The sequence below is a fragment of the Pseudomonas sp. FH1 genome, assembly GCF_000510895.2.
Taxonomy (GTDB): Bacteria; Pseudomonadota; Gammaproteobacteria; order Pseudomonadales; family Pseudomonadaceae; genus Aquipseudomonas; species Aquipseudomonas azotoformans_A.
This window is the reverse complement of record NZ_AOHM01000125.1, coordinates 1-20,259: the sequence shown is the minus strand read 5'-3', so window position 1 is coordinate 20,259 and position 20,259 is coordinate 1. Positions and strand designations below refer to the sequence as shown.

Annotated in this window: 15 protein-coding genes; 9 read left to right on the top strand and 6 right to left on the bottom strand. The window is 59.3% G+C overall.

Features of this window, described 5'->3' with window-relative positions; translation table 11 throughout:
• Positions 1–3: 3 nt before the first annotated feature.
• On the top strand, positions 4–1,083 hold the full coding sequence (locus H096_RS26620) for a GGDEF domain-containing protein (RefSeq protein ID WP_033902335.1): 1,080 nt from the start codon (positions 4–6) through the stop codon (positions 1,081–1,083).
• Here the strand turns inward: H096_RS26620 and H096_RS26615 are convergent.
• Positions 1,064–2,620 carry a TerC family protein gene (locus H096_RS26615; RefSeq protein WP_033902334.1) on the bottom strand — a complete coding sequence of 519 codons (1,557 nt, stop codon included), beginning with the start codon at positions 2,618–2,620 and terminating at the stop codon, positions 1,064–1,066. The two genes, H096_RS26620 and H096_RS26615, sit on opposite strands and share 20 nt — an antisense overlap.
• A 481-nt stretch (positions 2,621–3,101) precedes the next feature.
• On the opposite strand from H096_RS26615, the gene H096_RS26610 reads away from it, so the two are divergent.
• Both H096_RS26610 and H096_RS26605 read left to right on the top strand, forming a co-directional pair.
• Positions 3,102–4,109: a substrate-binding domain-containing protein gene (locus tag H096_RS26610; RefSeq protein ID WP_033902333.1), complete on the top strand. Its 1,008-nt coding sequence runs from the start codon at positions 3,102–3,104 to the stop codon at positions 4,107–4,109.
• Positions 4,110–4,172: 63 nt separating this feature from the next.
• A complete protein-coding gene (locus H096_RS26605) occupies positions 4,173–5,288 on the top strand; it encodes an alcohol dehydrogenase catalytic domain-containing protein (RefSeq protein WP_033902332.1) in 1,116 nt (371 codons plus the stop codon).
• Here H096_RS26605 and H096_RS26600 read toward each other — a convergent pair.
• Positions 5,266–6,141: a LysR substrate-binding domain-containing protein gene (locus H096_RS26600; protein WP_033902331.1), complete on the bottom strand. Its 876-nt coding sequence runs from the start codon at positions 6,139–6,141 to the stop codon at positions 5,266–5,268. The genes H096_RS26605 and H096_RS26600 overlap by 23 nt on opposite strands.
• A gap of 150 nt (positions 6,142–6,291) precedes the next feature.
• Here H096_RS26600 and H096_RS26595 point away from each other — a divergent pair, with 150 nt between their 5' ends.
• On the top strand, positions 6,292–7,827 hold the full coding sequence (locus tag H096_RS26595; RefSeq protein WP_033902330.1) for an MFS transporter: 1,536 nt from the start codon (positions 6,292–6,294) through the stop codon (positions 7,825–7,827).
• A 6-nt stretch (positions 7,828–7,833) separates the two neighbouring features.
• Here H096_RS26595 and sohB read toward each other — a convergent pair whose 3' ends face one another.
• Positions 7,834–8,859: a protease SohB gene (sohB, locus tag H096_RS26590; protein ID WP_033902329.1), complete on the bottom strand. Its 1,026-nt coding sequence runs from the start codon at positions 8,857–8,859 to the stop codon at positions 7,834–7,836.
• Positions 8,860–9,052: 193 nt separating this feature from the next.
• Between sohB and H096_RS26585 the strand changes: the two genes are divergently transcribed.
• Positions 9,053–9,763, top strand: a complete 711-nt coding sequence (locus H096_RS26585) for a histidine phosphatase family protein (RefSeq protein WP_033902328.1) — start codon at positions 9,053–9,055, stop codon at positions 9,761–9,763.
• A gap of 56 nt (positions 9,764–9,819) precedes the next feature.
• Complete coding sequence (locus H096_RS26580; protein WP_033902327.1) at positions 9,820–10,134, top strand: SCP2 sterol-binding domain-containing protein; 315 nt, start codon at positions 9,820–9,822, stop codon at positions 10,132–10,134.
• A gap of 46 nt (positions 10,135–10,180) precedes the next feature.
• Here H096_RS26580 and H096_RS26575 read toward each other — a convergent pair whose 3' ends face one another.
• Both H096_RS26575 and H096_RS26570 read right to left on the bottom strand, forming a co-directional pair.
• Complete coding sequence (locus H096_RS26575; protein ID WP_033902326.1) at positions 10,181–12,814, bottom strand: glucosidase; 2,634 nt, start codon at positions 12,812–12,814, stop codon at positions 10,181–10,183.
• Positions 12,815–12,883: 69 nt separating this feature from the next.
• Positions 12,884–14,293 carry an OprD family outer membrane porin gene (locus H096_RS26570; protein WP_033902325.1) on the bottom strand — a complete coding sequence of 470 codons (1,410 nt, stop codon included), beginning with the start codon at positions 14,291–14,293 and terminating at the stop codon, positions 12,884–12,886.
• Positions 14,294–14,582: 289 nt separating this feature from the next.
• Here H096_RS26570 and H096_RS26565 point away from each other — a divergent pair, with 289 nt between their 5' ends.
• Positions 14,583–15,959, top strand: coding sequence for a VOC family protein (locus H096_RS26565; protein WP_033902324.1), 1,377 nt, complete (start codon positions 14,583–14,585; stop codon positions 15,957–15,959).
• Between the two features lie 323 nt (positions 15,960–16,282).
• Positions 16,283–17,200, top strand: a complete 918-nt coding sequence (locus H096_RS34065) for a rarD protein (RefSeq protein WP_156487826.1) — start codon at positions 16,283–16,285, stop codon at positions 17,198–17,200.
• 413 nt (positions 17,201–17,613) lie between these two features.
• On the opposite strand, the gene H096_RS26550 is transcribed toward H096_RS34065, so the two are convergent.
• Positions 17,614–17,838 (bottom strand): DUF465 domain-containing protein, encoded by a 225-nt coding sequence (locus tag H096_RS26550; RefSeq protein ID WP_010209888.1) that lies wholly within the window; start codon positions 17,836–17,838, stop codon positions 17,614–17,616.
• Positions 17,839–18,013: 175 nt separating this feature from the next.
• Here H096_RS26550 and tkt point away from each other — a divergent pair, with 175 nt between their 5' ends.
• Positions 18,014–20,068, top strand: coding sequence for a transketolase (gene tkt / locus H096_RS26545; protein WP_033902323.1), 2,055 nt, complete (start codon positions 18,014–18,016; stop codon positions 20,066–20,068).
• Positions 20,069–20,259 lie beyond the last annotated feature (191 nt).

The following is a 20,259-nucleotide window of genomic DNA, read 5'->3' as shown; positions in this document are numbered from 1 at the left end:
GCAATGCTCAAGACCATTGAAGCCGAAGTCCTGAAGAAACACCCCTCACCCGCCCTGCAACGTGAGTTCGCCCAGCATGATTTCGAGCGACTCAAGCCTTTCTGCCTGCTGATCTACACCGCGAGCATCTGCATCTGGCTGGTGTTCGACCTGATCGTCAGCTTTCCGGGCGGCCAGGGTTTTACCGGGCTTTCGATGCTCTTTCTCGCGCTGCTGACCATCAACACCATTACCTTGGGATTTACCCGCGACGCCCAGCACTTCCAGTGGATCAACCTGATATTCGTCGCGATCATCGCCCTCGGCACCCGCCTGCTGATCGAAGGCTTACCGATGGACCTGCACCCCAGCTGGTTGATCCTGGCCGCTTCGAGCATCCTCTATAGCGCATCGGTGCTACCGCTCAAGCATTGGTCGTTCGTCACGACGATGCTGATCACCTGGGCATTGCTCAACCCGTTTCACCTGGCCCAGCTCTCATTGCTGGAAGTGCGTGGCGCCCTGGTGACCTTCTATTCGGTGTTCCTGACCTTCCTGACGCTCTACAGCTTCCTGAAACTGCGCCAGGCCAAACTGCATAACTTCATCATGTCCAAACTGCTACTGGAACAGGCCTACCTCGACACCCTTACCGAAATCCCCAACCGTCGCGCCTTCATGACCAGCGCCGGGAAAAAGCTCAGCCAACAGCCCAAGGCGCACGATCACTACCTGGCGATGATCGACATCGACAACTTCAAGAAAGTGAATGACGTGTATGGCCACGACATCGGCGATGACGTCCTCAAGCGCGTGGCCCAGGACATCAAGACGGTCATGATCGACTTCGATTACGCCCGGCTGGGCGGCGAAGAGTTCGGGATCTACTTGGCGGGCGTGCGCCGCGAGGACGCGGCGCACTTGGCGAACCTGCTCTGTGCCCGAGTGCGTGAGGAAGCGACCCAGCACCCGGTGACCATCAGCATCGGCCTGGCCCGGGTGGAGGACGGCGAAACCCTGAACCAGGCACTGATCAAGGCGGACCAGGCGCTGTACGTATCAAAGCACTCGGGCAAGAACCGCTTTACGTTTCACGCACCATAGACACCTGGGTCACGCGCCGCTCCTCGACGGCCGCCACACTCAGGCGCCAGCCTTCATGCACCAGGCTGTCGCCCACCACGGGCAGGCGGTCCAGCAGGCTCATCACCAGGCCGGCCAAGGTCTGGTAATCGTCGGTCGCAACCGCGTTGAAACCCGTGCGCTGACGCACCTGATTGAGGTTCAGCGCACCGTTGGCGCGAAAACCTGCGCCCTCTTCGACGATATCCGGCCCCTCGATTTCGCTGGCGTCCGGCAGTTCACCGGCGATGGACTCGAGAATGTCGGTCATGCTCAACACACCCATGAAGTCACCGAATTCGTTGATCACGAACGCGATGTGGGTAGATTCCTGACGCATCTGCTCCAGGGCGTTGAGCACCGAAAAGCTGTCCAGCAGGTTGATCGCCCGGCGTGCCAGGTTCTCCAGGTTCGGCTCGTGACCGGCCAGGTATTCCTTGAGCAACTCCTTCTTGTGCACAAAGCCTAGCGGCTCATCGACCGCGCCATTGCGGATCAACGGCAGTCGCGAGTAGGACGAATGCATCAGTTTCAGGCGAATACTCTCGGGATCGTCCGCCAGGTCGATGCAGTCGACCTTGGCCCGAGGTGTCATCAGCGTGCGGATCGGCCGTTCGGCCAGTTGCAGCACGCCACTGATCATCACGCGCTCGCGTCGATCAAACACCGGGCCTTGCGCCGCATCCGGCTCGCCCAGCAGATCGGCAACCTCATCGCTCACCTCTTCCACCGCCAGACTCCGACCACCCAGCAAGCGCATCACCGCATGAGCCGTGCGCTCACGCACCGGCAACACACCTTGCGCCGACTTCTTGCGGCGGGCCCGTGCGATCTGGTTGAACAATTCGATCAGGATCGAGAAGCCGATCGCCGCGTACAGGTAGCCTTTCGGGATATGGAAGCCCAGGCCTTCGGCGGTCAGGGCGAAACCGATCATCATCAAGAAGCCCAGGCACAACATGATCACCGTCGGGTGCGCATTGACGAAGCGAGTCAATGGCTTGCTCGCCACGATCATCACACCGATGGACACGATCACCGCGATCATCATCACCGCCAGTTCGTCCACCATGCCCACGGCGGTAATCACCGCGTCCAGGGAGAACACCGCATCGAGCACCACGATCTGCGCCACGATCGGCCAGAACATCGCGTAGGCGGCATTGCCTGTGCGCTGGGCCACGTGACCTTCGAGGCGTTCGTGCAATTCCATGGTGGCCTTGAACAACAGGAACACACCACCGAACAGCATGATCAGGTCACGGCCCGAGAAGCTCTTGTCGAACACCTCGAACAGCGGCTGGGTCAGGGTTACCAGCCAGGAAATACTCGCCAACAGGCCCAAACGCATCAGCAATGCCAGGGACAGGCCAATCAACCGCGCACGGTCACGCTGCTCCGGGGGCAGCTTGTCCGCCAGGATCGCGATAAACACCAGGTTGTCGATGCCCAGTACCAGTTCCAGCACAATCAAGGTCAACAGGCCGAGCCAGGCCGTTGGATCCGCTAACCATTCCATTTATTAAGTCTCTTCAGTCATCGATTTTCAGAATGCCGGACACGGCAAGGCGCGGTCAGTGGACCGGTACAAGGTTAGCAGTCGGAATACGGGGTGCTTCAGAGGGAACAGCGGCAGCGGTTGTCTTGGAGAAAGACGACTGGGAGGCTCCGAGAGGGTGTTCATGCAAATCCTGCGATGACAAAAGGACTTGAATCGTACAGCCGAAACAGAAAATTCCCACAACGCAAAACTATTACAAGATCTGTAACTGTTGCCAGATCTGTACGATCATATGATCACCTATTGAATTTTATATCACACAAACAACAACAAAATGCATGCCACAAATCGCCACCCCATTCATGAAAACCCACAAAACACGCTATTTAAGCATTTTTAGCGAAAGCGTTTGACTGATCAGATTTTCATTTGATAAACATATGATCAGTGCAAGGCAATGAATGACCGACTGACTACAACAATAAATGGGGTGCTCATCATGAAACTCGGTACGACCTTCGCCGCCGCTGCGGCCCTCTCCCTCCTCGCCAGCAGCATCGCCCTGGCCGCCGACGGCAAGACCTACAAGGTCGGCGCGGCGGTCTACGGCCTCAAGGGCCAATTCATGCAAAACTGGGTGCGCGAGCTCAAGGAGCACCCTGCCGTCAAAGATGGCACCGTGCAGCTCACGGTGTTCGATGGCAACTACGACGCGCTGACCCAGAACAACCAGATCGAAAACATGGTGACCCAGCACTACGACGCCATCCTGTTCGTGCCCATCGACACCAAGGCCGGCGTGGGCACCGTCAAGCAAGCCATGAGCAACGACGTGGTGGTCATCGCCTCCAATACGAAAGTAGCCGATGCCTCCGTGCCTTATGTGGGCAATGACGACGTGGAAGGTGGCCGCCTGCAGGCCCAGGCCATGGTCGACAAGCTCAACGGCAAGGGCAATGTGGTGATCATCCAGGGGCCGATTGGCCAGTCGGCACAGATCGACCGCGAAAAAGGCGAGCTGGAAGTGCTGGGCAAGCACCCGGACATCAAGATCATCGAGAAAAAGACCGCCAACTGGGACCGCGCCCAAGCCCTGACACTCACCGAGGACTGGCTGAACGCCCACCCCAAAGGCATCAACGGCGTGATCGCACAAAACGACGACATGGCCCTCGGCGCCGTGCAAGCGCTCAAGTCCCACGGCCTGACTTCCAAGGATGTGCCAGTCACGTCCATCGACGGCATGCCGGACGCGATCCAGGCGGCGAAAAAAGATGAAGTCACCACCTTCCTGCAAGACGCCCAGGCCCAGTCCCAAGGCGCCCTGGATGTGGCCCTGCGCGCATTGGCCGGCAGCGACTACAAGCCGCAATCGGTGATCTGGGAGCGCTACGCCAAAGACGTGAAATGGGGTGACGGCACCGCGAAAAACTACATCCTGCCCTGGGTGCCGGTCACCAACGCCAACGCCGACGCGCTGTACAAACAAGTCAGCGGCGCCAAGTAAGTCGTGTCGAATTATCGCTCCCCGCGCGGGAGCGATAGGTTCATCTTTGTTGTGAGGCCAGCCATGTCCACCGTCACCGAACGCCCGCAAGAACAACTGTCCCCGATCATTCCGAAAACCATGCAGGCCGTGGTCTGCCATGGCCCGGAAGACTACCGGCTGGAAACCGTCGACGTGCCCACGCCCGGCCCTGAGGAAGTCCTCACCAAGGTCGAGCTGTGCGGCATCTGCATGGGCGACATCAAGACCTATCGCGGCGCGCCCTCGTTCTGGGGTGATGCCGAACAACCGCGCTATGTGAAACCGCCAATGATCCCCGGCCATGAGTTCGTCTGCCGCGTGGTCGCCCTCGGCCCTGGCGCGGAAAAACGCGGCGTGAAGATTGGCGACCGGGTCATTTCCGAGCAGATCGTGCCGTGCTGGGGCTGCCGCTTCTGCAACCACGGCCAGTACTGGATGTGCCAGAAACACGACCTGTATGGCTTCCAGAATAATGTGCAGGGGGCCATGGCCCAGTACATGATCTTCACCAAGGAAGGCATCATCCATAAAGTCCCCGACTCCATCGCCCCGGACGAAGCCATCCTGATCGAACCGCTGGCCTGCTCGCTGCACGCCGCCGAACGCGCCAATGTGGATTTCGATGATGTGGTGGTGGTCGCCGGCGCCGGCACACTGGGCCTGGGCATCATCGGCGCGGTGCGCATGCGCAACCCGAAAAAGCTCATCGTGCTGGACATGAAGCCCGAACGCACCGCCCTCGCCCTGCGCATGGGCGCCGACGAGGTGTGGAACCCCGCCGAAGTCGACGTGCTGGCCAAGATCCGTGAAATCACCGACGGCTACGGTTGCGATATCTACATCGAAGCCACCGGTCATCACAAGGCGGTCAACCAGGGCCTGGCGATGCTGCGCAAGCTGGGGCGCTTCGTCGAGTTCAGCGTGTTCAATGACGAGGCCACGGTGGATTGGTCGATCATTGGCGACCGCAAGGAGCTGGATGTACTCGGCTCGCACCTGGGGCCCTACATGTACCCGCGCGCCATCGACTTTATCGGCAACCGCAAGATCGACATGCGCGACGTGGTCACCCACAAGTTCGCCCTGGCGGATTTCAAGGAAGCCTTTGCCGTGATGGAGCGCGGCGACAAATCCCTCAAGGTTGTGCTTGAGCCCTGACCTGCTGGATGTACCGCACCACCGCCGGCGCTTTTTCGAAGCGCCGGTGAATCAACGACAGCCAGGACGACGCGTCACTGCCTTGGATCGTGCGATACACCACGCCCGGCAAGCTGGCATGCCCCACCACCGACGCCGGCACCACGGCCACGCCCTGCCCCAATGACACCAATGCGACCACCGCCACCAAACCTCCGGGTTGCGGCCCCAGGCGCGGCGCAAAATCGCCTTGGGCGGCCACGTGCAGCGTGCCGCTGATCTGTTCCGGCAGGATGAAGGTTTCGTTTTGCAAATGCTCACAGTGGATGGCTTTCAACCCCAGCAGCCACGAATCCTGCGGCAGCGCCAGCACAAAGCCTTCACTGTCGAGGCGTAGCGCTTCCACACTCTCCGGCAAGGTCATCGGTGAGCGGATATAGCCGATATCGCAGCGCCCGTCCGCAACCGCACCCGGCAACGTGGCCATGGCGCATTCGCGTACGTTCACGCTGACATCGGGAAACGCCTGGCAAAACCCGCGCATCTGCCGCTGCAGCACCCCGGAATACACCGCCGATGCCACATAGCCCAGCTCAATGTGGCCGATCTCACCACGCCCGGCGCGCTGGGCATTGCGCTGGGCGAACTCGAACTGACGCACCGTCGCCTCCGCCTCGATCAACAACGCAGCACCCGCCTCGGTGAGGCTGACTTCGCGTTGCTGACGGATAAACAGCCGTGTGCCCAGGCTGGTTTCCATGTCCTGAATCTGTCGACTCAACGTCGGCGGAGCAATCCCCAGTTGCTCGGCAGCGCGGGTGAAATTGCGCTGCCGGGCGACGGCCAGGAAGTAGCGAAAGTGGCGGATGTCCATTGCTGGATTAGCTCAAAGGTAATGAAGTGGTTCCGCCTGGCTAACAAGGACTTTGGGCAGCGCGGATATGCTGGAGCGACTAGAACAGTAGAGAGCCCTTGCGATGTCCGTCAACTGCATTTTCTTTGTTGCCTTTGAGGTAATTCAATCATGAGCCGGGTCAGCCCACGCCTTACCTTGCTGACCGCTTCCGGTGTTTGCTCACTGATTGTGCTCGACACCAATATCGTCGCCGTGACCCTGCCGAGCATTGCTCGCGACCTGGGGGCAAACTTTGCCGACATCGAGTGGGTGGTCAGCGCCTATATGCTGGCGTTTGCCGCCTTACTACTACCGGCGGGCAGTATCGCCGACCGCTTCGGGCGCAAGAAAACCCTGATCTGGGGCTTGAGCCTTTTCATCCTCGCGTCACTGGGTTGTGGTGCAGCGCCCACTGCGCTGTTGCTGGATATCGCTCGTGCCATCAAAGGCGTGGGCGCGGCGCTGTTGCTGACGTCAGCCCTGGCATCCATCGGCCACACCTTCCACGATGAAGCGGAACGGGCCAAAGCCTGGGCCTTCTGGGGCGCGTGCATGGGCGTGGCGATGACTGCCGCACCGACACTCGGCGGCCTTATTACCCAGTATTTGGGCTGGCGCTGGATCTTCTACCTCAACCTGCCAGTGGGCCTGGCGCTGATGAGCCTGGTGCTGCGCGCCATTCCGGAATCCCGCGATACCCAGTCCGCACGGCTCGATCCTTGGGGCAGCCTGGCGTTCAGCGCGAGCCTGTTGTGCCTGATCTGGGGGTTGATCGAGGCCAATCGGATTGGCTGGGATAACCGGCTGACTTATGCGCGGCTGATCGGCGGCGCGGCATTGCTGGGCGTGTTCGTACTGGTTGAACGCCTGCAGCAGCGGCCCATGGTCGACCTGCAATTGTTTCGCCACCCACGCTTTATCGGCGCTCTGCTGGGCATGTTTGCCTACGCCGGTTGCGCTCAGGTGATGATGACGTTGCTGCCGTTTTACCTGCAAAACGGCTTGGGTTTCTCCGCAATTGCCTCGGGCCTGGGCATGCTGCCGTTTGCCTTGACCATGCTGGCCTGCCCACGCATTGGCGCGCGCCTGGCCGAACGCTTTACGCCCGCGACGATGATGTCCACCGGATTGACCCTGGTGGGTTGCGGCAATTTGCTGAGTGCCTGGGCGGTCAATCTGGGCGGCTACCTGCCCTTTGCCCTGGCCATCGCCGTGACGGGCGCCGGTGCGGGCCTGCTCAATGGTGATACGCAGAAAAACATCATGGCCTGCGTGCCTCGGGACCGCGCAGGGATGGCTTCCGGCATGAGCACCACCATGCGTTTCAGCGCGATCATGTTGGCGATTGGCGTGTATGGGGCGTTGCTGAGCAGCCACAGCGAACAGCTGCTGAGTGCAAGCATCGACACGCAATGGCAGGCGCACGTGAACGGGATTGCTTCACGCGTGGTGGCCGGGGATATGCCGGCGGCGATGGGATTGCTACCGGAGTCGGCGCGAGAGGTGGTGCAACCGCTGGCACGGCAGGCATTTGTGGGTGGGTTCAGTGGTGTGCTGTGGGTCGCGGGCTTGCTGGGTTTGCTGGGGGCTCTAGTCGTAGGGACATTGATGAGAAACCCAATACCAGCGGTGCAACAGGCCTCCACGAAACCTGTACACCGCTGATCAGCCTTACCAGAACCGCTGCTGGGTCAACCGGCTCCACCAGGTCAACAGCACGCGGTCCACCGAGCCACTGGCGGCCAGGCCCACGCGCTCCTGCAAACTCTTGCGCTCGGCATAGTGCAGGTGGAACACCTCGGCGGTCTTGGCCTTGGTGGCCAGGTATTCGTCGCTGGTTTGCAGCTCATCGACCAGTTGCTTGTCGAGGGCTGCAACACCCAGCCACACTTCTCCAGTCGCAACATCGTCGATCGCCAGCTGCGGGCGGTAACGCGAGACAAAGTTCTTGAACAACTGGTGAGTGATGTCCAGGTCTTCCTGGAACTTCTCGCGACCCTTCTCGGTGTTTTCGCCAAACACGGTGAGGGTGCGTTTGTACTCACCGGCGGTCAGCACTTCAAAGTCGATGTCGTGTTTTTTCAGCAGGCGGTTCACGTTAGGCAGCTGTGCGACCACGCCGATGGAACCGAGGATGGCAAACGGTGCGCTGATGATCTTCTCGCCGATGCACGCCATCATGTAGCCGCCGCTGGCCGCGACCTTGTCAATGCACACGGTCAAGGGCACGCCCGCCTGGCGGATACGCGCCAGTTGCGACGAGGCCAGGCCGTAGCTGTGGACCATGCCGCCGCCACTTTCCAGGCGCAGCACCACTTCATCCTTCGGCGTGGCCAGGCTCAGCAAGGCGGTGATTTCATGGCGCAGGCTTTCAGTGGCCGAGGCCTTGATGTCACCATCAAAATCCAGCACGAACACCCGTGGCCTGGCCTCGGCTTTCTGCTTGCCTTTCTTCTTTTCAGCCTTGCCTTCGGACTTGCGCAGGGCCTTGAGCTGATCCTTGTCGAGCAAGGTCGATTCCAGGCGCTCACGCAGGCCTTTGTAGAAGTCATTGAGTTTGCTGACCTGCAATTGGCCGGCGGATTTGCGACGACCTTTGCTGCGCAGCGACGCAAAGCTGATCAGTACCACCAGAATAGCGACCACCAGGGTGACGGTCTTCGCCAGAAAGCTCGCGTATTCGGCCAAAAAATCCATGGTTCTCCTTACAAGTGCAGTGCGCCAGGCGCGGATTGACCAAGCATACCGACGGGGCTTGCCGGGAGCCAGTGCTCAAACCGCCACCAAGCGCCCTCTAACGAGCTTTTAAAACAAGCGTATGTTTTTTCATTGACAGCTCGCAGGCATCCTCATAACCTCGCCAGACTTTCAACGTACCGGGAAAACGGACGTGGGCAGCATCTATCTGATTCGACATGGCCAGGCCTCCTTCGGTGCAGACGACTATGACGTCCTGTCGCCCGTCGGCGTGGAACAGGCACAGGTACTCGGCCGCCACCTGGCGGAAATGGGCCTGGTGTTCGACCGCTGTGTGGCCGGCGACCTGCGCCGCCAGCAGCACACCGCCACCGCTGCGTTCGATCAGTACAGCGCCCTGGGCCTGCCGGTACCGGCACTGGAAACCGACAGCGCCTTCAACGAATTCGATGCCGACGCAATCATCCGCGCCCTGCTCCCCGACCTGCTCACTACCGAACCCGAAGCCCTGGAGATCCTGCGCAACGCCGCGCAGAACCGCAGCGAATTCCAGCGCATTTTCGCCCTGATCATCGAGCGCTGGCTGGCCGGCACCTACGACCCGCCAGGGCTGGAAAGCTGGCTGGGCTTTGTGGAACGTGTCCAGGGTGGCCTGCAACGTACTCTTGAAGCGGCGGACAACGCGCAGAAAATCGCCGTGTTCACCTCCGGCGGCACCATCACCGCCCTGCTCCACCTGATTACCCGGATGCCTGCTGCGCAAGCGTTCGAACTGAACTGGCAAATTGTTAACACCTCGCTCAACCAGCTGAAATTCCGCGGTCGCGAGGTGGCACTGGCTTCCTTCAACAGTCATGCCCACTTGCAACTGTTGAAGGCGCCGCAGCTCATCACGTTCCGATGAGCTGCGGCCAACCGTGACCCCAAGGTCACTGGACTCTACCCTAAAGGATCGAAACCATGACTGACGTAGCCAAAGCTGTAGAAGCAATGAAAGCCAAATTCAACCCAGCCGCCGCCGACGGCCTGGACCTGGTGTTCGGTTTCCGCATCGACGACACCCAGAACTTCTCGCTGGTGGTGAAAGACAACACCTGCGAACTGCTGGAAGGCGAAAACCCAGACGCCCAGGTCACCCTGGTGATGGACGCTGACACCATGAAAGGCATCGTCAGCGGCGAGACCGACGGCATGCAGGCCTTCATGGGCGGCAAGCTGCGCACCGAAGGCGACATGATGCTGGCGATGAAGCTGAGCGAACTGTTCCCGGCTTGATTCACGGGCAACCCTGAATCCGATCCCGCCTTTACAGGCGGGATTTTTAGTTGGGCTGTAGCAACAACACAACCAACGCACTCCATCCCGTCTGATGCGAAGCCCCCAACCCGCGTCCGGTCTCGCCATGAAAATACTCATGGAATAACACCAGGTCGCGACTCTCCGGGTCAGCCTCCAGCTGCGCATACCCGGCCATCGACGGCCGCAGGCCATTCTCATCGCGTAGAAACAACCGGGTCAGTCGCTGACTGAGGCTGTCAGCCACTTCCTCCAGGGATGACAGATAACCACTGCCCGTCGGGTACTCCACCGAGAAGTTATCGGCGTAATAGCGGTGAAATTCGCGCAACGATTCGATCAGCATGTAGTTCACCGGCATCCACAACGGCCCGCGCCAGTTGGAGTTGCCGCCGTACAGCCGCGAGTCGGATTCGCCCGGCTGGTAACTCGCACACAGGGTATTGCCGTTCATCTTCAACGCCAGCGGTTGTTCGGCGAACGCCTTGGACAAGGAGCGCACGCCAAATGCCGACAGGAACTCATTTTCATCCAACATGCGTCGCAACAGGTCCTTGGTGCGTTCACCGCGCAGCAGCGCCAGCAACAGGCGATTGCCCTGCCCCGGCTCGTTCCAGCGCGAGACCAGTTTGGCCAGGTCCGGCCGGTGCTTCATGAAGCCCAGCAAACGCTCGCGCAACCCTTCCAGGCCTTCATGCTCACGCTGCTCCAGCACCAGCACCGCAAACAGCGGCATCAGCCCGACGATGGAACGAAGGCGCACCGGCTCGTTCTGGCCATCGGGGCGGTGCAGCACATCGTAGAAGAACAGGTCCTGCTCATCCCACAGGCCTTCGGCGCCGTCGTCGACGCGGTTGATGGCGCCGGCGATATACAGGAAGTGCTCGAAGAACTTCACCGCGATGTCGACATACACTCCGTTGCGCTTGGCCAGCTCCAAGGCGATGCGCATCAAGTCCAGCGCATACGCCGCAACCCACGCCGTGCCGTCGGCCTGATCCAACTGGTAACCCGGTGGCAACGCGGCCGAGCGGTCGAACAAGGCGATATTGTCCAGCCCGAGGAAGCCGCCCTGGAACAGATTGCGCCCCTCGGCATCCTTACGATTGACCCACCAGGAAAAATTCAGCAGCAGCTTGTGGAAAATCCGCTCCAGGAAATCCATATCGCCGACGCCGGTCAGCGCCTTGTCCTGCTGATAGACGCGCCAACTGGCCCAGGCATGCACCGGCGGGTTGGCGTCGTCGAAGCGCCATTCGTAGGCCGGCAACTGGCCGTTGGGGTGCATGAAGCGGTCTTTCACCAGCAACAACAGTTGCTGCTTGGCATAGCCCGGATCGATCAATGCCATGGCCACTGCCTGAAAGCCTTGGTCCCATGAGGCGTACCACGGGTATTCCCAGGTGTCGGGCATGGAAAGGATGTCGAAATTCGACAAGTGCCGCCAATGGGTATTACGGATATGCAGGCGTTCGGGCGGCGGCGCGGGTTGTGCCGGGTCGCCGTCGAGCCACTGGTTCACATCGAAATAGTAAAGCTGCTTGGACCACAGCAACCCGGCCAGGGCCTGACGCTGCACATTGCGCGCGTCCTCATCGGCGATACCGTGTTGCAAGGCGGCGTAGAAGTCATCGGCCTCTTGGCGGCGTTGCTCGAACAGCTTGCGGACGTTGACTGGCGGCGCGTCGGCCGGCGCAAAACGCAGGTAGAGGGTTTTGCTTTCCAGGCCTGCCAGGTCGAGGATGAAACGCGCGGCGACTTTAGTCCCGCTGTCGCGTCGAATCGCAGCGTGGTCACCGCCGACTACGTAATCATTGATTCCGTCCTTGAACGGCCCCGGCGCCGCCTGCCCATCCAGCCGGGAAATATTGGTTTCGTTCTCGCAGAATAACCACTCCATCCCGTCCTGGCCCCAGGCGCTGAGATGGCGATCCGCCAACTCATGATGACGCGCCAGCACCTGCTCGCCGTCCAGCGTCAATTGCGGCTTGGGTGCGTCGAAGGTCCAGCTCCAGTCATTGCGCGCCCACAGGTGGGGCAACACCTGCACACGGGTTGGCTGGTCAGAACGGTTGTGTACGGTGACACGCATGAAGATATCGTCGGGCTGATGCTTGGCATATTCGACGCTGACATCGCAGTAGCGGTTGTCTTCGAACACGCCGGTATCGAGGATCTCGTACTCGGCATCCGCCAGGCCACGGCGGGCGTTTTCGCTGATCAGGTCGGCGTAGGGAAAGGCGGCATGGGGGTATTTGTAGAGCATGCGCATGTAGGCATGGCTCGGTACTCCGTCGACGAAAAAGTACAGTTCCTTGACGTCTTCACCGTGGTTGCCCTCGGCGTTGTTGAGGCCGAACAGACGCTCCTTGAGGATCGCGTCACGCTCGTTCCACAGGGCCAGACCCAGGCACCAGCGTTGCGCCTTGTCGCTGAAACCCGCCAAACCATCCTCGCCCCAACGATAGGCGCGGCTGCGCGCGTGTTCATGGGGGAAGTAGGTCCAGGCATCGCCATCGGCGCTGTAGTCTTCGCGCACCGTGCCCCATTGGCGTTCACTCAGATAAGGGCCCCACTCGCGCCAACGCTCGGCATCCGGCTGCGCCAGGCGTTGGCCTTCGAGGGTTGCACGTATTCGGTTGTCGGGTGTGGCCGTCATCGGGTCCTCCATCGCCTACCAGATGAGAGGCAGTGTAGAGCCCAATGACGCCCGGGTGCACATGAAGACTTAGAAGATGGCGTAGGTGTAGTTGAAGATCAGGCGGGTCTGGTCCTGGTCGGCGGTGCCGGTGTTCTTGCCGTGATAGGTGCCGGTACGGAAAGTCGTACCGAAGCCTTTCAGAGGACCGGCCTGCACGACGTAGTCCAGGCGGAAGTCGGCTTCGTTTTCTTTCTGGTCAGGGCCACCGGCTACCTTCGACTTGATGTCCCGGCCATCCAGGTAAGCCACGGATGCCTTCAGACCCGGTACGTAGGCCTTGAAGTCATACGAGTACTGACCAAAATTGACCTGCTCGCCCGCGCGGGAGAACTGGCCCACCACAGCATCGGTGAACAGGTAGAAGTCGCTACCGCCGGCGCCTTGTGCATGCGGATCGGCCAGGCTGCCCTGGTTCACCCACACAAAGCCGCCGTCGTCGCTCACGCCAATGTGGCCGAGCATCAAGCTGCTGCCGCCCAACTGGTAGGTGAAGGCCGCACTGTAGGTTTTGTTGTCCACTTCGCCGGCGTGCTTGGCGTAGCCGCCGTTGTTGTTGAACTGGTAGCCGCTCTCACCGTTCTTGCCGTCGCTGCTGCTGTCGAAGTAGCGCAGGTCGGTCTTGAACGACTGGTCATTGCCCAGCGGCAAGACGTGGACCAGGCCGAAGTAGTTCTGTTTGTAGAAGTCTTGCAACTGCGCGTAGTAGTACTGCAACGTCAGGTTTTTCGCGATGACGTTGTCGGAAGAACCAAACGGTTTGTAGTCCACCCCACCGAACTTGAAGCTGTCACTGTCGCGCGTCCCACCGGCCACGCTCAAGCCTGTGGAGTTGCTGGAGGCTCGGCCTTCGGCACGGTTCAGCTCACCGCCGGTAAAGGTGACGTTGGGAATGTCGTTGGAGGTCAGGATGCCGCCGTCAAAGGTCTGCGGCGCTACGCGGCTGTCGTTGGACACCAAAATCGGCAGCACCGGCGCCAAGCCACCACCGACATGCAACTCGGTCTGGGAAACGCGGAACTTCACATTGCCCGCCGCACGACCAAAGGAATCGGCGGGTTCGGTGCCGTTGTTCTTGGTCGGGAAGAAGCTGTTGCCGTTACCCGACAGGCCCGCGCCCGCTGTGTGGCCATCGCCGCCGTCCAGGCGCAGCGCGCCGAAGGCCATGACGTCAAACCCCAGGCCGACGGTGCCTTGGGTGAAGCCGGACTTGTAGTCAAAACGCAGCGCAGTTGCAGTTTCGCGCAGGTCGTTGTTGGTCCCCGAGCGGTTATCCGCGCTGTAGTACATGGTCCGCGAGCTGATGGCCGCGTGACTGTCTTCAAGGAAACCGCTGTGACCGTTGCCCGTGCCCAGCGAACCGAGCCCGAAATCATCAGCGAATGCCTGTTGTGCAAGAACGGCGGCGGTGATCGACAACGCCAGTGTAGAAATTTTCATTAACGACAGCCCCTAAACATTTTTTTATGTGTCTGGTGTGCATAACGGCGTTTTCATCCTTGCAAACGTGACGATTCTTTCATGCCGACCGGGGCAGACTCCGTGAAGAATTAGTTAGGAAAATCGCCCTTAAATGAAATTTCTCACGGGCTGTTTTTTGTCATATTCACGTCATCTCATTCATTTGCAGAATGAAGTCCTGAGGATTCTTCGTTTGCAAGCGTGCCTTGCGCTCAACAAAATCCAGACAAAGGTCACCTCTATCGTCATCGCCATCAGGAATTTTTCTATGCCCAGCACCGCACATGTCAGCCCAGACGAGATCCGCAAGGGCTTTTCCAAGGCCATGTCCGACATGTACCGAGATGAAGTTCCCCTGTATGGCGCGCTGATGGAGCTGGTGGCCGAGACCAATGCCCACGTGCTCGACACCCAGCCGCACCTGGCGCAGCAGCTGCAACGCACCGGCGAAATCCAGCGCCTGGACATGGAACGCCACGGCGCGATCCGCCTGGGCACGGCAGAAGAGCTGGCGACCATCAGCCGCCTGTTCGCAGTGATGGGCATGCAACCGGTGGGCTACTACGACCTGACACCGGCTGGCGTACCCGTGCACTCCACCGCATTTCGCGCCGTGCATGAGCAGGCGCTGCAAACCAGCCCGTTTCGCGTGTTCACCTCATTGCTGCGCCTGGAACTGATCGAGAACCACGACCTGCGCGCCTTTGCCGAAACCGCCCTGGCCAAACGCTCGATCTTCACCCCTGGCGCCCTGGCGCTGATCGAACAAGCGGAAAAAGACGGCGGCCTCAACGTTGCGGACGCCGATGAGTTCATCCGCCAAGCCCTGGAAACCTTCCGCTGGCACCACACCGCCACCGTCACCGGCGCGCAGTACCAGCAACTGAGCGACCAGCACCGCCTGATCGCCGACGTGGTCGCCTTCAAAGGCCCGCACATCAACCACCTGACCCCGCGCACCCTGGACATCGATCAGGTCCAGGCCGCGATGCCCGGCAAAGGCATCACGCCAAAAGCCGTGATCGAAGGACCCCCTTGCCGCCAGTGCCCGATCCTGCTGCGCCAGACCAGCTTCAAGGCCCTCGACGAACCCATCGCCTTCACCGACGCCCAAGGCAGCCACAGCGCACGCTTCGGCGAAATCGAACAACGCGGCGTGGCGCTTACGCCCAAAGGCCGTGCGCTGTACGACCAGTTGCTGAACGCCGCGCGCGACGAATTGGGCGCTTTCCCCAATGAGGGCAACGCCGCACGTTATATGCAATTGATGGAACATCACTTCCAGGCCTTCCCGGATAACCACGCGCAGATGCGTGAACAGGGCTTGGCGTACTTCCGCTACTTCACCACCGCACATGGCCTGGCTGCGCGCGGAACGGCCGAGCAACCGCGTACTCTTGAAGCACTGATCGCAGCGGGCCACATCGATGTGGAGCCGTTGGTGTATGAAGATTTTCTGCCGGTGAGTGCGGCGGGGATTTTCCAATCAAACCTGGGGGATGCGGCGCAGAGTCACTACGCGGCTAATTCGAACCAGGCCGAATTTGAAAAGGCGCTGGGCCGTCGGACCATTGATGAATTGAAGCTGTATGAAGAGACGCAGCAGCGCTCTATCGATGCCTGCACAAAGGCACTGCTGAGTTGAAATGAAGTACCCACCCGGCTCACCAGCGCAATCCTTGCGCCGCAACAGTCCCCAGAGCCGGGTGCCCCTCAGTTGTGAATCCCTCCTAATATCCCGGAAAGGTCGTTGCCAGAAACAACCTACACGTTTTTAGGAAGCCCATGGTTTGAGATAAATCCTAATCGAGACGAAGCTGAAAGTACGTGATCCCCCGTACAGCGTTAATCGTGTCGAACAGGAGATATCATGACAACAGCCACGAATATTCTGATGTACCCCATGATAAATGAGGAAGAATATTTTGGTCACGCCACACACAAACTCATAAAACAAAATAATAAATCATGAACCCAAGGAAGATAGACCAACAACACCTGGCAGCAGGTCTATCCGGACTTGCAAACTTGCTCCTCGGTGCATCTTCTCTTTACTGGAAAGCACTTAGCGATTTTTCATACATAACATTACTTATATACAGAGTCACGTTATCCAGCGCCACTCTCGCTTTGCTCCTCCTTGCATTCAGGCGACTTGGCAACTTCAAAAACATTACAACAGGATTAATCCTCACGCACTGCGCAGCCGCAACAATGATTGCTTTCAACTGGGGAGCCTTCATTTGGTCATCCCTCAATGGACATCTATTAGAAAGTGGTCTCGGGTACCTTCTAGCTCCTTTCATCTCCATTGGGATGGGCTGCTTGATTTACCATGAACCCATCACACCGCGAAAAATGCTGTCCACCATCGTTGCGCTAAGCTCGGTCGTATCTCTCGTTCTCCTCAGTGAAAACCTAAATCACTGGACCTACCTGCTGATCGCCACGACATGGGGCTCATATACATATCTAAAAAAAACCACCTCATTAGACGCAGTAAGTGGGTTATTTCTAGAAACGCTTTTTTTGTCCGCGTTTCTGACTCTCGCTATTTGGGCATTCAACCTCACCATCATTCAACCCAATGAATCCCCTTACCAAAACTTATTAATCTTGCTCGCTGGCGTGGTATCCGTAACGCCATTGCTGATGTTTTCTTTCGCCACCAACAAAATACCACTATCAGCAACTGGGTTTTTACAGTTTATATTACCGCTCACACTGTTCAGTATCGGCATTATTTTCTACGAGCAGACAATACCCAAGTTATCCCTGGCACTACTCATGGCAACAGCCAGCATACTAGCAATACTCCTTGCTTACGACTTATCCACCGCCACATCATTAAATGCAAAAAAAATTAGAGACGAAAAACATCTATGAAAGCATCATTATGCGAAATGAGATGAAAGCAGCATTCGAGTCAAGTGCATTGCTCTATCGCTTGCGATGCCAGATTGGGCATGCTGAAGAGGCTATCCGTTCGGTGGGGGCCGTAGCTCAATTTTGGTGGCAGGGTTGAGATCTCGGGAGTTCTAGTCTTGGCGTTCAAGCACTAGCACGCGGCCGCCAAACCTATGTCAGATCAGCGTGCTCAGGGCACGGATTTAAACCCGACCGATTCGGCTCAACGTCGCCCCGATAAAGTACCCACCCGGCTCACCAGCGCAATCCTTGCGCCGCAACAGTCCCCAGAGCCGGGTGGGCGGTGGGCATCATAGGCAGTGAAAGCCGCCCTGTCCTTCAGACAATTCTGAACAAATGTGTCCGCGCCCTGTAGGAGCGCGGACCATCGCCTAACCCAACTTCGCCACAATGTCGTCTTTGATCAACAGCCGTTTCTTCTTCAACTTCTCCACATCCTCATCGCTGGCGCTTGCCGATTCAGCCTTCAGCACCTCCTTGTCAGCGTCATCGTATTGAGTGAGCAGCGAGTCCAGGCGTTTGTCGCTCGCCCTGCGTTCGTGAACGACTTCCTTGCTCAACCCCAAGTCCTGATACAGGTCGTGTTTCACTGGCATGGCGTACCTCCGCACGTTGATCAATGGCTTACGCCCTAGAAGCTAGACCATTGCGAGGGGTCTTGTCATGTCCGGGGTCAATACAGCCCCGTTCGTCGCGGCGCAGGTGTTTGGATCAAACCTTTGCGGCGCCCTGCCCTCCACTCTAGATAGCCATTCGAGGGAGACCGGTTTCATGACTCATGCCGCCACCGCTGTCGACACCCAATGCATCAACACGATCCGCACCCTGGCCATGGACGCCGTACAGAAGGCCAATTCCGGCCATCCGGGCACGCCCATGGGCCTGGCGCCAGTGGGTTACACGCTGTGGAGTCGGTTCCTGCGTTATCACCCGGAGCATCCTGACTGGCCTAATCGTGACCGCTTTGTGTTGTCGGTGGGGCATGCGTCGATGTTGCTGTACTCGCTGTTGCACCTGGCCGGTGTGGTGGAGATCGATGCCCATGGCAAGCGCACTGGCCAGCCGGCGATCAGCCTGGACGATATCAAGCAGTTCCGGCAGGCCGATTCAAAAACTCCGGGCCATCCCGAGTACCGCATGACCACTGGCGTGGAAACCACCACCGGGCCACTCGGCCAGGGCTGCGCCAACAGCGTCGGCATGGCGATGGCCGAGCGCTGGTTAGCCGAGCGTTTCAACCGTGATGGCAAGGTGTTGTTCGACTACAACGTCTACACCCTGTGCGGTGACGGCGACATGATGGAAGGCATCAGCAGCGAAGCCGCGTCGATGGCCGGGCATTTGAAGCTGGCGAACCTGTGCTGGATCTACGACAACAACACCATCAGTATCGAAGGGCACACCGAGTTGGCGTTCAGCGAAGACGTGATCCAGCGCTTCCAGGCCTATGGCTGGCACACGCTGCACGTGACCGACGCCAATGACTTACAGGCCTTGAGCGGGGCGCTTGAGACCTTCAAAAGCAATACCGGCGCACCGACCCTGATCGTGGTCGACAGCGTGATCGGCTACGGCTCTCCCCACAAGCACAACACCGCCGCCGCCCATGGCGAACCGTTGGGCGATGAAGAAATCCGCCTGACCAAGGCCGCTTACGGCTGGCCGCAGGATTCAAGCTTCCTGGTGCCCGATGACGCGCGTTCTGTTTTGCGTGACGCTCTGCTGGAACGCGCCGAACCGCTGTATCAACAGTGGAACCAGACGCTGTCCGACCTCGACCCGCAATTGGCCGATGAGCTGCGCCGCATGCGCGCGGGCGAAATGCCGGAACAGTGGCAGGCGCAACTTCCCAGCTTTGAGACCGATGCCAAGGGCGTAGCCAGCCGTGCATCAGGTGGCGAGGTGCTCAACGCCTTCGCCCAGCAAATCCCCTGGCTGCTTGGCGGCTCGGCAGACTTGTCGCCGTCGACCAAAACCAACCTCACCTTCGATGGCGCCGGGCGTTTCAGTGCCGATGACTACAGCGGGCGCAACCTGCATTTCGGCATCCGCGAACATGCCATGGGCGCGATTGCCAATGGCATGGCGCTGTCCTACCTGCGGCCCTACACCTCGACCTTCCTGGTGTTCAGCGACTATATGAAACCGCCGATCCGCCTGGCGGCCATCATGGAGTTGCCGGTGGTGTTTGTGTTTACCCATGACTCGATTGGCGTGGGTGAAGACGGGCCGACGCACCAGCCGATCGAACACCTCACGCAACTGCGCGCCACACCGGGGTTGCTGACGCTGCGGCCCGGCGATGCCAATGAAACCCTGGAACTGTGGAAGGTCGCCTTGGCGCAAACCCATCGGCCAAGCTGTGTGGTGTTGTCGCGTCAGCCGTTGCCGACATTGAATCGTACGAAATATGCGGCGGCGTCCGGGGCCGCCAAAGGGGCTTATGTGTTGGCGAGTGCGGACGAGCCCAAGGTGATTCTGTTGGCGACCGGCAGCGAGGTCAGCCTGGCGGTGGCGGCGTATGAACAGTTGAAAAGCGAAGGGATCGCTGCTCGGGTGGTCTCGATGCCGAGTTGGGAGTTGTTTGAAGACCAGGACCAGGCGTATCGCGACAGCGTGTTGCCGCCAGCGGTGAAGGCGCGGGTCGTGGTGGAACAGGCTGGGCCATTGGGTTGGGACCGGTATGTCGGGCAGACCGGGGCCAAGGTGGTGATGAACAGCTTTGGCGCGTCGGCGCCGTTGGCCAAGTTGCAGGAGAAGTTTGGGTTTACTGTGGAGAATGTGGTGGAGCAGGCTTTATCGCAGGTTCAACTGATTCAGGGTTGAGCTGAAAGTGGGATTGCGGACGAATGCGGGGGGGATTTTTTGATCGGGTACATATCCGTTTCTTTGGTAACGGCTGGTATTGGTTCCGCTCTTACAGCGGCTCACTTTTGAAAAGCCGGAATGCCGGCCCAGCCAAAAGTAAGCATGGACTTGTTCCCTCAAAACGTACGCCATGAAGCGAGTGTTAAGCA

Excerpts from the sequence above, each read along its gene's own strand:
- H096_RS26580 (WP_033902327.1), top strand. The coding sequence starts at position 9,820 with ATGACTGACGTAGCCAAAGCTGTAGAAGCAATGAAAGCCAAATTCAAC.
- H096_RS26610 (WP_033902333.1), top strand. The coding sequence starts at position 3,102 with ATGAAACTCGGTACGACCTTCGCCGCCGCTGCGGCCCTCTCCCTCCTC.
- H096_RS26565 (WP_033902324.1), top strand. The coding sequence starts at position 14,583 with ATGCCCAGCACCGCACATGTCAGCCCAGACGAGATCCGCAAGGGCTTT.
- H096_RS26570 (WP_033902325.1), bottom strand. The coding sequence starts at position 14,293 with ATGAAAATTTCTACACTGGCGTTGTCGATCACCGCCGCCGTTCTTGCA.
- sohB (WP_033902329.1), bottom strand. The coding sequence starts at position 8,859 with ATGGATTTTTTGGCCGAATACGCGAGCTTTCTGGCGAAGACCGTCACC.
- H096_RS26600 (WP_033902331.1), bottom strand. The coding sequence starts at position 6,141 with ATGGACATCCGCCACTTTCGCTACTTCCTGGCCGTCGCCCGGCAGCGC.
- H096_RS26620 (WP_033902335.1), top strand. The coding sequence starts at position 4 with ATGCTCAAGACCATTGAAGCCGAAGTCCTGAAGAAACACCCCTCACCC.
- H096_RS26605 (WP_033902332.1), top strand. The coding sequence starts at position 4,173 with ATGTCCACCGTCACCGAACGCCCGCAAGAACAACTGTCCCCGATCATT.
- H096_RS34065 (WP_156487826.1), top strand. The coding sequence starts at position 16,283 with ATGAACCCAAGGAAGATAGACCAACAACACCTGGCAGCAGGTCTATCC.
- H096_RS26550 (WP_010209888.1), bottom strand. The coding sequence starts at position 17,838 with ATGCCAGTGAAACACGACCTGTATCAGGACTTGGGGTTGAGCAAGGAA.
- H096_RS26575 (WP_033902326.1), bottom strand. The coding sequence starts at position 12,814 with ATGACGGCCACACCCGACAACCGAATACGTGCAACCCTCGAAGGCCAA.
- tkt (WP_033902323.1), top strand. The coding sequence starts at position 18,014 with ATGACTCATGCCGCCACCGCTGTCGACACCCAATGCATCAACACGATC.
- H096_RS26615 (WP_033902334.1), bottom strand. The coding sequence starts at position 2,620 with ATGGAATGGTTAGCGGATCCAACGGCCTGGCTCGGCCTGTTGACCTTG.
- H096_RS26595 (WP_033902330.1), top strand. The coding sequence starts at position 6,292 with ATGAGCCGGGTCAGCCCACGCCTTACCTTGCTGACCGCTTCCGGTGTT.